This window comes from Bacillus sp. FJAT-45066 (genome assembly GCF_002335755.1).
Taxonomy (GTDB): domain Bacteria; phylum Bacillota; class Bacilli; order Bacillales; family Bacillaceae_I; genus Bacillus_CD; species Bacillus_CD alkalisoli.
On the sequence record NZ_NISQ01000001.1, the window covers coordinates 2,751,812 to 2,764,321 of the forward strand.

A 12,510-nucleotide genomic window follows, 5' to 3' on the forward strand; every position below is an offset into this window, starting at 1 on the left:
GATCCCTAAAACCCATTAAACAGTCATTTTCCAACTTGACTGCGCTAACCAACTTTCCTGTTCTTTATAGTCTGGTGATATTTTTCCGACAAGGCGCCAGAAGGAACGGTCGTGATTCAGATGCACCATATGACACATTTCATGGACAACTACATAATCAATCACTTTAATCGGGGCCATTGCCAGCCTCCAATTAAACGTTAACTTTAATTGGGAATCACAAGTTCCCCACGTAGTTTTACTATCAGAAATACGGATAGAGCGAGGTTTTACTTTAAAGTTATTTTGATAGTGTTTTATACTTTTCTCTACTAAAGCCTTACATTCTTGATAATAGAACCGCTTCAAGGCTTGTTTTATCTTTTCGTCCTCCGCCTGTTTCACATATACATTAATATGTTTTTCGTCAAACATGGCATAGTCTTGTTGAATGGTAGTATCTTGAATAATTTTTACAGGAAACGTTTTCCCTAAAAAAAGAACACTTTCCTCTTGATTATAGGCCTTCTCCTGCTGCCCAAGCAGTCTATCCTTCATTTCCTTTGATTTTTGCTGAATCAGATCCCATTTTTCTTCTAACAATTGAATCACTTTTTCATCTGGCGTACCTTTAGGAGCTTGGACCTCCACATTTCCATAACCGTCTATACGTATCCCAATCGATGTGCGATTTTTGTACTTTACCTCAAAATGAATTGTTTCTCCTGAATAAGTATGTATCATTTTATCACCTTACATATCATGTACTTTTTCAATATAGTGAGAAACCGGGACGGGGATAATTTCTCATTAAAATAGAGCATTGTGCCAATACGGTATAACTACTGCATTCACCATCTTACGGAACATACGTGTATCTTTAGTCTGTAGCGTTCTAAAAAAACCTCAGACCATTAGTCCGAGGAAACGTAAAACAATCTTTACTCAAGTTATGCTACGAACTAAATCTTCCTCACTATTTTAACTCAATAAGCGCAACGGCTTCACAATGCGTTGTCTGTGGGAACATATCAACTGGCTGTACTTCAACCGTCTTGTATCCGCCGCCTTCTAGCACTTTCAGGTCACGAGCTAATGTCGCTGGATTACAAGAAACGTAGACTACTCTCTTAGGCTTCATTTCAATAATGGTTTGTAAAAGTGCGTCGTCACAGCCTTTTCTTGGTGGATCGACGACAAGGGTGTCTGCTTTTATACCTTGTTTATACCAGTTCGGAATGACTACTTCTGCTTCCCCAACGGCAAATTCTACGTTGTTTATTTCATTTAAAGTAGCGTTTCGCTTCGCATCTTCAATTGCCTCAGGTACTATTTCTACTCCGTACACTTTTTTTGCTTTTTGCGCTAAAAATAACGAAATGGTGCCAATGCCACAATATGCATCAATGACATTTTCTTCTCCCGTAAGCTGAGCGTATTCCAAAGCCTTCCCATATAACACTTTCGTTTGCTCTGGGTTGACTTGATAGAACGAGCGTGCTGAAATGGCGAATTTTATATCACCAATGAAGTCATAAATATATTCTTCTCCCCAAAGTACGTTTGTTTCATCGCCAAAAATGACGTTCGTCTTTTTGGAGTTAACGTTTTGAACGATAGATTTTACGTTAGGTACCTGCTCTGCGATTTCTGCAATAATCTGGTTTTTATTAGGTAATTCAGCCGTTTTCGTTACCAGGACAACCATTACTTCTCCTGTTACTAGACCGTAACGTGCCATAATATGACGCAGTACACCTTTGTGCTTTGGTTCGTCATACGCTCTCACACCATATTTTTCGCAAATTGCTTTAACTGTTTGGACGACTTCATCGTTTTTTTCTTGTTGGATTAAACATTCTTTCATTTCAATGATTTCGTGGGTACGCTGTTGGTAAAATCCTGCCACGAGACCACCTTCCCGCTCGCCAATAGGCACTTGCGCCTTGTTACGGTAACGCCACGGTTCGCTCATGCCAAGTACAGGGTGAACTGGGACATCTTTTAATCCACCAATTCGCTCAAGTACGTCTTGTACTTGCTTTCTTTTCGCTATTAATTGACCTTCATAGCTTAAGTGTTGAAGCTGACATCCGCCACATTGTTTATAGATTGGACATGGTGCTTCGACACGGTACGGACTCTCTTTATATGTTTCTATCAGGCGGCCAATGGCATATCCTTTTTTCACTTTTATAACTTTAATGTTTGCTTCCTCTTCAGGTAAAGCACCAGACACAAAAATAGGATAGCCATCTATCTTAGCTACCCCAGCTCCGTCATGTGTCAAATCTTCAAATGTCACATGATAGTATTCGTTTTTCTGAACTGGAGGTATGGTTGTATTCATATCAGATCTTCCTTCACGTTAAAATGCTTATCCGATTGTACCATATTCCACTCTGTTCATTCCAGTTCACTAAATGATTTAATCTGCGTTTCGAACAAATAAATACGCAATAAAACCTAAAGGGCCAAGGATAAAGACGATTAGTGCCCATAAACATCCAATGTTTGTGCCACGTTTATCGGCAGCATCATTGTAAACCCAAAATAAAGCTACAATTCCGATAACCCACCATAATAGAAAAAATATTTCCATTTGAAATCCCCCTATATATCTAAGTTTCTAACAATCAAATATGCTAAAAGCCCAATCGGTCCTAAAATTAGTACAACTAATGCCCATATACAACCAATATTGGTACCTTGTTTCTTTTGTGCATCAAAAAACACCCATAAAAAGGCGATTAAACATAACAGCCAAACAATCGGAAAAACAAGTGCCAATAACGCAATATCCATCGCGGCCACTTCCTTTTATTTTGTAAGATACCTTATGTCATATTTACGTTATAATAATGTAAAAGTTTCTAAATTTCGTATTATATTAAAAATAAAATTCGGTGTGAAATGGGGACGGGGTTCGTTTCACATTTAACTAAACACATTAGTTAACGAAGGTTATTCGATAATGTGAAATAAACCCCGTCCCCATTTCACACTTTAAAGATTGGCGGATGATTATTATGTATACACCGAAGTATTATAGGTTGGAAAATGAGGATAACGTGTTTCAAGTTATAGAGGAAAATTCGTTTGCTACTGTAGTTTCTTATAAAGATGGCGTGCCAACCGCAACTCACATACCATTGCTGGTACATAGGGAAGAGAATTATTTATCTGGTCATTTTGCACGTGCTAATAAACAGTGGAGAGAATTGGATGGACAAGAAGTGTTAGCTATTTTTCATGGACCACATAGTTATATTTCTCCATCTTGGTATGAAACAACCGATGCGGTACCTACTTGGAATTACGTAGCTGTTCATGTTTATGGAAAAGTAGAGATAGTAGAAGATGCTGAAGAGGTTAAAGCACTGCTTTCTAAAATGGTTGATAAGTATGAAGGAGTGGACAGCTCTTATAAGCTCGAAAATGTATCTGCGAGTTACTTAGATGGCTTATATAACGGACTGGTTTGTTTTAAACTTCCTATTAGCAGAGTGGAAGCCACTGCAAAGTTAAGTCAAAATCATTCCGTTGAAAGGCAAGGTCGAGTAGTGAATGAGTTGCAAAAGGTCGGTACTGATCAAGCAAAAGACGTTGCGAAATGGATGAAGGGTTGAGAGATATGTTATGACGGTCGGTTTCGTCTATGTGAAATCAATTCCGTCTCTTTTTTTATGTTATCATGATGTGTGTAGATGTAAACTGGGGACGGGGTTTGATTTCACATTCCTTTATAAATGAGAAATAAACCCCGTACCGGATTATCATGGAGGTGAGCTTTTTGGAGATTAGAAGACCCGCTCGTTTTTCTGCTAGGTTTTTAGCAAGTTTGCTTGATTCACTTATTGTTACTGGTGTTGTTTTGACATTTATTACTTTTGTGGCAAGCGACCAGTTAAGTGATTTATTAAGAGGGTTAATGGTACAACTACTTTACACCGCATACTCAACGCTTGTGCCCTCTTTATGGCATGGTTATGATATTGGTAAAAGGATTTGCAAAATTAGAATACGTAGATATAAGGACAATGAATTTGTTACATTTCCAAATATGATTTTACGTGAATTTGTCGGCCGATTTCTCCTTACTTTTCTTACATTCGGCATAAGTATTATCATTAGTATCTTCATGGTTATATTCCGCGATGATAAAAGAGCAATTCATGATTTTATTGGAGGAACGTATGTGAGTGAGGACTAATCTAAGATGAAAATTGGGGACGGGGTTAGATTTCACATTGGAATGTGAAATCTAACCCCGTCCCCAATTTCTTATTTTTCTGCTCTTTCTTTCGATACGATAAATTCTACATGTCTGTATAGGTTTTCGAATTCTCCTGGCAATAAGCCACCGAATTCGCCATCTAAGTTAAGTTGCATTTTTTCTTTTGTTTGTATTTTGATACGGTTTGCTTTTGTGTAGATGATATGTGAATCTTTAATATGCTCTCCACGAAGAGCTAATGTTGCTACTTTAATAAAGTCGGCGATGTTCGCCTTTTTTAAGATAATAAGGTCAAACATTCCATCGTTCAAACAAGAATCTGGTGCTAGTTTTTCAAAACCGCCTACTGAATTGGTTAGTGATACAAGAAATAACATAATTTCCCCTTCGTACACTTTTCCATCGTATTCAATATAAACATCTGACGGCCTAATAGAAGGTAACATCTCGATACCTTTTAAGTAGTATGCTAATTGACCAATGGCTGTTTTTAGCTTACTTGGTACATCGTATGTTAGTTCCGTCAATTTTCCGCCACCTGCAATGTTAATAAAATACTGCTGACTATCACCTTGTACCACTTTTCCAATATCAACGGGCATTGGTACCCCGTTTGCAATCAATCTAGCAGCTTCTAAAATATCTTCACGAGGCAAGCCAAGAGCACGTCCAAAGTCGTTAGTCGTACCAACAGGGATTACTCCGATCTTTGGTCGATATTCTTGTTCTGCAAGACCGTTTATTACTTCATTAATCGTACCGTCTCCACCTGCAGCGATTACTAAGTCATACTTACGCTCGACTGCTACTCTCGCTGCACTAATCGCATCACCTGAGCACGTTGTCGCATGACAAGAAGTCTCGTAGCCTGCTTGTTCCATTATCGCCAACACTTCAGGTAAATGCTTCTTAAACAATTCTCTTCCAGATGTAGGATTATATATAATTCGTGCTCGTTTCATGTATTCATCATCCTATTTTTTAATTTCGGCTTATCATACAGTCTTCTCATCCTCATACCAAATAAAGGGAATAAATATCCGCTAGATTACATATTAGCTCAAATAGCCTGTATAAAGCAATTATTATGTCTGAAAACAGTATAGTATTCGTAGCAAAGTGATGAAATTCGTCGGGGGAAAATCTCCCATTTAAAAATTAAAGCCACCAGCGAGAAGATGTTCGTTGGTGGCCTTATGCATTTGATTAGTCTTGTTGCTTATCTTGGCCAGTTGGCTCTGTGCTGTTTTGTTTTACTGCATTTTTGGCTGCGATTTCGTTTGTTAACGAGTCGATGCTGCCACGCACGTTTGCTTTTCCAGAGAAGTTTTCGATTAACTCTTTTACATCAATGCCAGAAGAAGCTTTTAATGATTCTTGTAGTGTGGACATTAAGTTTGTTGCGTAACCAGTAATTTTGTTAGCACCGCTGTTCTCACCGTTTCCACCAGTATCGACAACTGTAATTTTGTCGATGTTGCTAAGTGGGCTTGCAACTTGTTTTGCATATTCAGGAAGCATTTTTAAAATCATATCTAGAATTGCGGCTTGACCGAACTGCTCGAATGCTTCTGCAATCTTTTCTTTCGCTTCTGCTTCTGCTAAACCTTTTAGTCGGATAATCTCCGCTTGCGTTTCCCCTTGCGCACGTTCTGCATCTGCTTTTGCGATACCGTCGATACGTACTTTTTCTGCTTCTGCTTTTGCCATTGCTTCAATACGGTATTTTTGAGCATCGGCTTCTGCCATTTGACGAGCTTTATCTGCCGCAGCTGCTTGCTCTACAGCGTAACGATCCGCATCTGCTTTCTTCTTTACTTCAGAATCATATTGACGCTCACGGCGAAGAATCTCTTTTTCTTCTAGTTCAATTTGTTTTTGTCGCTCAATAATTTGAACTTGCATTTGTTGCTCTGTAACTTCTTGCTTCGAACGCGCTTCTTCTAAATGGTACGCTTGGTCAGCACGTGCTTTGGCACTGTCTTGCTCTCTTCTATATTCTGCTACTTTTAGCTGATTAATTTTCTCTGCTTCTGCAATTTCAGTTGCACGTTCTAACTCAGCACGTTGCGCATCCTTTGATGCTTCCGCACGTTTAATACGTGTTTCTTTATCCGCTTCAGCTGTTGCAATATCTGCGTCACGTTTTACTTGGGCAATACGTGGACGTCCAAGAGATTCTAAGTATCCATTGTTATCGCGAATATCACGGATGGTAAAAGATACAATAATTAGACCCATTTTTGCTAAGTCTTGTGAAGCAACACGTTGAACTTCTTGAGAGAATTTTTCACGATTTTTGTAGATTTCTTCTACTGTCATCGATCCAAGAATAGAACGTAAGTGACCTTCTAATACTTCACGTGCTTCATTCTCTAAATCTTCTTTTCTTTTTCCTAAAAATTGCTCCGCAGCTGTAGCAATGTCACCGATGGAGTTACCGATTTTAATAATCGCTGTACCGTCTGCCATTACTGGAACACCTTGTTCTGTATATACCTCTGGTGTTCTTACGTCTAATTTAATAGATAGTAAGCTTAGTGGTTCTGCTTGTTGGAATACTGGAACGATAAATGCACCGCCACCTCGGACGATTTTAATTTTATTTCCCGATTCGTCTACATGAACATTTTTCCCACCTAAGTAGCTACCTGTTATGATTAACGCTTCGTCTGGACCAACTGTCTTATACCTTGCTACAAATACACCAATTAGTGCAAGAAGTAAAAAGACTACAATACCAATAATGATTAAAATTTCTGCTTCCATTGTGTTTCCCTCCTATTGATTTGTCTCTAAAAACTCATTATATGGAGTAACGAAAATTACCCCTTTTTGAACATCGATGATTAATACTTCTGTATCGTAAGGAATCGCTACATTGTTAAAACTTTGCGCCGATCGATTCACCGTACTACCACCAATGGACATAACTACTTCCCCAAAACCATCTTCCGGTATAGATATGATTACTTTTCCTACTTTCCCTTTTAAATCTTCATCTGAATATCCAAGTGACGTTTCTGCTGACTTAAGTGGGATGAAAACAAAAAGATAGAGTAACGTTACTAGAAATAGTGAAATGATAGAAGAAATGATTAGTGTGACACCACTACTTACTCCTATAAACTTTTCTAAAATGTATCCTGATGCAGAAAAGATCGTAAAAAATGATAAAATAACGGATGGATTAAAAGGACCAGCCTCCACTGCACCAAAAATTCCATCAAGAATATCTCCTAGTAAAATGTAAAGCAATGTAAAACACCCAAATATAACTAATGACCATAAATAAATGCTCACCATGTCCATGCCAAACAACGTCATACGCATCTTCTCCTACTTATGTTTTCATTGCATTTTTCCCTACCTGAGAGAGTTTCATAATGTACTATTACTTTACGAAAAACGAGTTGAAACTAATTTTTATCAATCAGTAAGTAACAAAATTACAAACATGCTACTTAATTGGAAAGTAATAATTTCGTTTTTCACTAAACGAAACTCAAAAAAATTTCCCTACCTTTACTAATTATACAAAGTATTGTAAAAACCTTTCTACTTTATTACGAAATATTAATTTAAAAGTTTCAAATTTAGGAAATTATTTTATAATGAAATTACAAGGAAGAATAAGTTTAAAGGAGAGCCATTTTGAAAATTCATCATTTCGGTTTATCTATTGTAATATGTCTAATTGTAACTGGATGTTCAAATTTATATTCTGTAGAAATAAAGGAGCAATTATTAGTAGAGAAACACGTACAAAAAACGATTGAGTTAAATGCAAAAAGATATGACCTGAACGGATTTCTCGTTGTAAAAGTGGAAGAGGAATTAGAGAGTGAAATAGTAGAATCTCCTCCAGTTGTCGAAGTAAAGCCAACTCCAGCAGATAAGCCTAAGGAAGAAGAGAAACCGAAGCAAGAGGAAAAACCTAAAAAGAAAGACGTACCAAAGGAAGAAGCGATCCCTGTAGTATCTAATCCTACTGCAGTAGCAGTTGTCGTAAATAAACAACGAGCATTACCTAAAAATCACCGTCCTAATGACCTTGTACGTCCGAATGTGCGGTTTTCTTTCGGCGATAAAAAAGTAGAAAATGCACTACTTCGTAAAGAAGCATCTAAGGCATTAGAAAAAATGTTCCATAGTGCTGAAGCAGAGAATATTATTTTTTATGCTAGGTCAGGTTATAGATCTTACGAAACACAATCATGGTTATTTGATCAAGAAATTAAGAATTATGGTTATGAAAAAGCGGTGTTATATGTCGCTAGGCCTGGTACAAGCGAACATCAGACTGGACTAGCAATGGATATAACAGCTAAGAGTGTTAACTTGCAGTTAACCGAAAAATTTGAGAAGACTGAGGAAGGTAAATGGTTGGCTAGCCATGCACACGAATATGGTTTTATTTTACGTTATCCTAAAGGAAAAACCGATATAACAGGCTACGCTTTTGAACCATGGCATTTTCGATATATTGGTGTGGAATTAGCAACAGAAGTGTTTAATAGTGGACTTACTTTGGAAGAGTATATGAATGGGATTGGGGAGATTTAGTTTTAGGGATTAGGGGTTGTTAGATGCTTGGCTAAAAGTGGTCAGGTATTTGCCAAAGTGAACTTCATCAGCCTTATCAAGTTTATTTTCTATTGTTTTCTTGGCCAAAGTGAACTTCATACGACTTATGAAGGTCATCTTCCTCTTTTTTTCTCGTCCGAAAAAATTCTATAATTTCCTTAAAACTAAAAATCCCCGCTCCAATCGAGAGCAGGGACACCGAACTAACTTAGTATATATTTTTACCTCTTCTTCATTTCCTCTAACAAAATCCCATTTACCATCTGCGGGTTCGCTTGACCTTTTGAAGCTTTCATAATTTGACCAACTAAAAAGCCGATTGCTCTCTCTTTACCCGCCTTAAAATCTTCCACAGATTGCGGATTCGCATCAAGGGCGTCCGTAACCATTTGACGAAGTGCACCTTCATCCGAGATCTGGACTAAGCCTTTTGCTTTTACAATCTCTTCAGCCTCTCCACCATTTTCAATTAACTCTTTAAATACCTTTTTCGCTATTTTAGACGAAATAGTACCTTTTTCTAGCAGCTTAATCATACCAGCTAATCCACTAGGAGTTAGCGAAGTATCTTCAAGATCTTTGCCCTCGGAGTTCAAATACGCAGAAACCTCTCCCATTAACCAGTTAGATGAAAGTTTTGGATCTGCCCCACTGTCAACCGTTTCCTCAAAGAAATCTGCCATTTCTTTCGTTACCGTTAATACTTGGGCATCATAAGCTGGCAAGCCGAGCTCGTCGATATATCTCTTTTTACGAGCATCAGGTAATACGGGAATCGACTTTCGCACTCTTTCTTTCCACTCATCATCAATATGTAACGCTAATAAATCCGGTTCTGGGAAATAACGATAGTCGTCCGAACCTTCTTTTACACGCATTAAAATAGTCGTTTTCGTTGCCTCGTCATAACGGCGAGTTTCTTGGCGAATTTCTCGACCTGCATTCAATACTTCTGCTTGACGCTTTTCTTCGAACTCTAATCCTTTTTGAACGAATGCAAAGCTGTTTAAATTCTTCAATTCCGTTTTCGTCCCAAACTCTTTTTGCCCAACAGGACGTAGTGAGATGTTCGCATCACAGCGTAATGATCCTTCTTCCATCTTACAATCTGATACACCTGTATATTGGATAATGGACTTTAATTTTTCTAAATAAGCATATGCTTCTTCAGGTGTACGAATATCCGGCTCTGATACAATTTCCACTAACGGCGTACCTTGACGGTTAAAATCGACTAATGAATATCCTTCATTTGTATGTGTTAATTTTCCTGCATCTTCTTCTAAATGAAGACGAGTAATGCCAATTCGTTTTTTCTCTCCATTTACTTCAATATCAATCCAGCCATTTTCTCCGATTGGCTTATCAAACTGAGATATTTGGTATGCTTTCGGGTTATCTGGATAAAAGTAATTTTTACGGTCAAACTTCGTATCTGTTGCAACTTCACAGTTTAGTGCCATTGCGGCTTTCATCGCAAATTCCACCGCTTGCTTATTTAAAACAGGTAAAACACCTGGATATCCTAATTCTACAACACTTGTATTCGTGTTTGGCTCAGCCCCGAATTCATTTGGACTTGCTGAAAATATTTTCGAACGTGTTTTAAGCTCTACATGAACTTCCAATCCAATAATTGTTTCAAAACCCACATTTCTCACCCCTTACAAGTTTGGCTTTTGTTTATGATAATCTGTTGCTTGCTCAAAAGCATGTGCTACCTGATAAATGATTGCCTCATCAAAATGCTTTCCGATAATTTGTAGACCAACAGGCATCCCATCCACGAATCCAGCCGGTACTGAAATTCCTGGCACTCCTGCTAAGTTCACTGGAATGGTTAAAATATCGTTTGCATACATTGTCATTGGATCGTCCATCTTCTCTCCAACCTTAAAAGCAGGTGTAGGCGTAGTAGGTCCAACAATCACATCGTATTTCTCAAAAACTTCTTCAAAGTCTTGCTTTATTAACGTACGCACTTTTTGCGCTTTTATATAGTAAGCATCATAGTGCCCAGCACTTAAAGCGTATGTACCTAACATAATACGACGCTTTACTTCCGGTCCAAAGCCTTCGCTACGAGTGTTCTTATACATTTCTAGTAAGTTTTTCGCATTGTCGGTTCGGTATCCGTATCGAACACCGTCAAAGCGAGCTAAGTTCGCAGAAGCCTCCGAAGATGACAATAAATAATACGTCGCTAAAGCATATTTGGAATGTGGCAACGAAACCTCTTCCCACGTTGCTCCAAGACCTTCTAACACTTTTAACGCATCTAATACAGACTGACGAACCTCTTCTGTTACACCTTCTCCTAAATACTCTTTCGGAACGGCGATTTTCAACCCACTCACATCACCAGTTAAGCCTGATAGAAAATCCGGCACATCTGCATTAGCAGACGTCGAATCCATCGGGTCTATTCCAGATATCGCTTGAAGCAAGTATGCATTATCTTCCACAGTTCTTGTTATTGGGCCAATTTGGTCTAAACTTGACGCAAAAGCTACTAAGCCATAGCGAGATACACGTCCATAAGTAGGTTTTAAACCAACCACCCCACAAAATGCCGCTGGCTGACGGATAGAGCCACCCGTATCAGTTCCAAGTGAGAAAAACACTTCCCCAGCTGCAACTGCGGCAGCAGAACCACCACTAGATCCCCCTGGAACTCTGTCTAAATCCCATGGGTTGCGCGTTGTAGCAAATGCAGAATTTTCATTCGAAGACCCCATACCAAATTCATCCATATTGATTTTCCCGATTGTAATGGTTTGGGCTGCTTTTAATTTCTCTACAACTGTCGCATCGTAGACTGGATCGAAGTCTGCTAATATTTTACTCGCACAAGTAGTACGAATTCCTTTTGTAACAATATTGTCCTTAATACCGATTGGTAGTCCGAACAGTAAGCCATGTTCTTTATCTAGACCAATCGTTTCATCTAAAGCTTTCGCATAACTTCTAGCATTCTCTTCATCTAATGATAGGAATGCTTGTACTTTACCATCGACTTCCTGAATTCTTTTATAAGACTCGTCTACTAAGTCTGTAATAGAGATTTCTTTTTTATGAATTAAACTATGTAGTTCAGATATTTTTTTATCAAATAATGACACTACTACCCCTCCTTACTGCTCAATGATTGTTGGAACGCGAATTTGCCCATCTTTATGGTCAGGGGCATTTTTTAACACTTCTTTAATTTGTAAGCCGCTACTTACAACATCTTCTCTCATTACATTTTTCATATGTAATACGTGTGATGTTGGTTGTACATCTTCTGTATCTAATTCATTCAACTTTTCAGCGAAAGTAATGATGGCATCTAATTGCTTTGTAAACATTTCTGCCTCTTCTTCTGAGATGGCAAGTCGCGCTAAATTAGCAACATGATTTACTTGATCTTTAGAAATACGGGACATCCTTTTCACCTCGGTATGTTCAGATATGAATAATATACTAATAATACTAAACTTTTCATGCAACTAGCAACGCAGACGGAATTCCACTCAAAAAAGATTCGTATTTCTTCTATATAAATAGTAGAATATTTGAACGAAAAAGTTCGTTATAATATTCAGAATAGTTTTACTTTTATTATTTTTCAAGAGTGCTTTATGCCTATAGTAGCAACGGATGAACTGGGAAATCTTGAACGAAGGAAACGGTTTAATCACTTGAATAAAAGGGAAAACTTTGTT

The 12,510-nt window shown here is 38.0% G+C and carries 13 protein-coding genes; 3 read left to right on the top strand and 10 right to left on the bottom strand.

Going from position 1 to position 12,510, the window contains the following annotated elements; translation table 11 throughout:
- Positions 1-15: 15 nt before the first annotated feature.
- From CDZ92_RS13860 to CDZ92_RS13870, 4 genes are all read right to left on the bottom strand, one after another.
- The gene (locus CDZ92_RS13860) at positions 16-723 is read right to left on the bottom strand and encodes a M48 family metallopeptidase (protein ID WP_096155788.1); all 708 of its coding nucleotides are present in this window, start codon (positions 721-723) and stop codon (positions 16-18) included.
- A 232-nt stretch (positions 724-955) separates the two neighbouring features.
- A complete protein-coding gene (gene rlmD, locus CDZ92_RS13865) occupies positions 956-2,329 on the bottom strand; it encodes a 23S rRNA (uracil(1939)-C(5))-methyltransferase RlmD (protein ID WP_096155789.1) in 1,374 nt (457 codons plus the stop codon).
- A gap of 78 nt (positions 2,330-2,407) precedes the next feature.
- Positions 2,408-2,581 carry a hypothetical protein gene (locus tag CDZ92_RS19685; RefSeq protein WP_227521553.1) on the bottom strand — a complete coding sequence of 58 codons (174 nt, stop codon included), beginning with the start codon at positions 2,579-2,581 and terminating at the stop codon, positions 2,408-2,410.
- A gap of 11 nt (positions 2,582-2,592) precedes the next feature.
- Entirely contained in the window at positions 2,593-2,784 is a 192-nt protein-coding gene (locus CDZ92_RS13870) for a hypothetical protein (RefSeq protein WP_096155790.1), read from the bottom strand.
- Between the two features lie 224 nt (positions 2,785-3,008).
- Between CDZ92_RS13870 and CDZ92_RS13875 the strand changes: the two genes are divergently transcribed.
- A complete protein-coding gene (locus tag CDZ92_RS13875; protein ID WP_096155791.1) occupies positions 3,009-3,608 on the top strand; it encodes an FMN-binding negative transcriptional regulator in 600 nt (199 codons plus the stop codon).
- A 164-nt stretch (positions 3,609-3,772) separates the two neighbouring features.
- On the top strand, positions 3,773-4,192 hold the full coding sequence (locus tag CDZ92_RS13880; protein WP_227521554.1) for an RDD family protein: 420 nt from the start codon (positions 3,773-3,775) through the stop codon (positions 4,190-4,192).
- Between the two features lie 71 nt (positions 4,193-4,263).
- Here CDZ92_RS13880 and CDZ92_RS13885 read toward each other — a convergent pair whose 3' ends face one another.
- The 3 genes from CDZ92_RS13885 to CDZ92_RS13895 all read right to left on the bottom strand — a co-directional run bounded on the left by CDZ92_RS13885 (position 4,264) and on the right by CDZ92_RS13895 (position 7,543).
- Positions 4,264-5,178, bottom strand: a complete 915-nt coding sequence (locus CDZ92_RS13885) for a diacylglycerol kinase (protein ID WP_096155793.1) — start codon at positions 5,176-5,178, stop codon at positions 4,264-4,266.
- A gap of 244 nt (positions 5,179-5,422) precedes the next feature.
- Positions 5,423-6,985, bottom strand: a complete 1,563-nt coding sequence (locus CDZ92_RS13890) for a flotillin family protein (protein ID WP_227521555.1) — start codon at positions 6,983-6,985, stop codon at positions 5,423-5,425.
- A 12-nt stretch (positions 6,986-6,997) separates the two neighbouring features.
- Positions 6,998-7,543: an NfeD family protein gene (locus CDZ92_RS13895; RefSeq protein ID WP_096155794.1), complete on the bottom strand. Its 546-nt coding sequence runs from the start codon at positions 7,541-7,543 to the stop codon at positions 6,998-7,000.
- Between the two features lie 327 nt (positions 7,544-7,870).
- Between CDZ92_RS13895 and CDZ92_RS13900 the strand changes: the two genes are divergently transcribed.
- Complete coding sequence (locus CDZ92_RS13900) at positions 7,871-8,782, top strand: M15 family metallopeptidase (RefSeq protein ID WP_227521556.1); 912 nt, start codon at positions 7,871-7,873, stop codon at positions 8,780-8,782.
- Positions 8,783-9,024: 242 nt separating this feature from the next.
- Here CDZ92_RS13900 and gatB read toward each other — a convergent pair whose 3' ends face one another.
- The 3 genes from gatB to gatC are packed head-to-tail and all read right to left on the bottom strand — an operon-like array spanning position 9,025 to position 12,231.
- A complete protein-coding gene (gene gatB / locus CDZ92_RS13905; RefSeq protein ID WP_096155795.1) occupies positions 9,025-10,455 on the bottom strand; it encodes an Asp-tRNA(Asn)/Glu-tRNA(Gln) amidotransferase subunit GatB in 1,431 nt (476 codons plus the stop codon).
- 12 nt (positions 10,456-10,467) lie between these two features.
- Positions 10,468-11,925, bottom strand: coding sequence for an Asp-tRNA(Asn)/Glu-tRNA(Gln) amidotransferase subunit GatA (gene gatA, locus CDZ92_RS13910; protein WP_096155796.1), 1,458 nt, complete (start codon positions 11,923-11,925; stop codon positions 10,468-10,470).
- A 12-nt stretch (positions 11,926-11,937) separates the two neighbouring features.
- Positions 11,938-12,231 carry an Asp-tRNA(Asn)/Glu-tRNA(Gln) amidotransferase subunit GatC gene (gene gatC, locus CDZ92_RS13915; protein ID WP_096155797.1) on the bottom strand — a complete coding sequence of 98 codons (294 nt, stop codon included), beginning with the start codon at positions 12,229-12,231 and terminating at the stop codon, positions 11,938-11,940.
- Between the last annotated feature and the right edge of the window lie 279 nt (positions 12,232-12,510).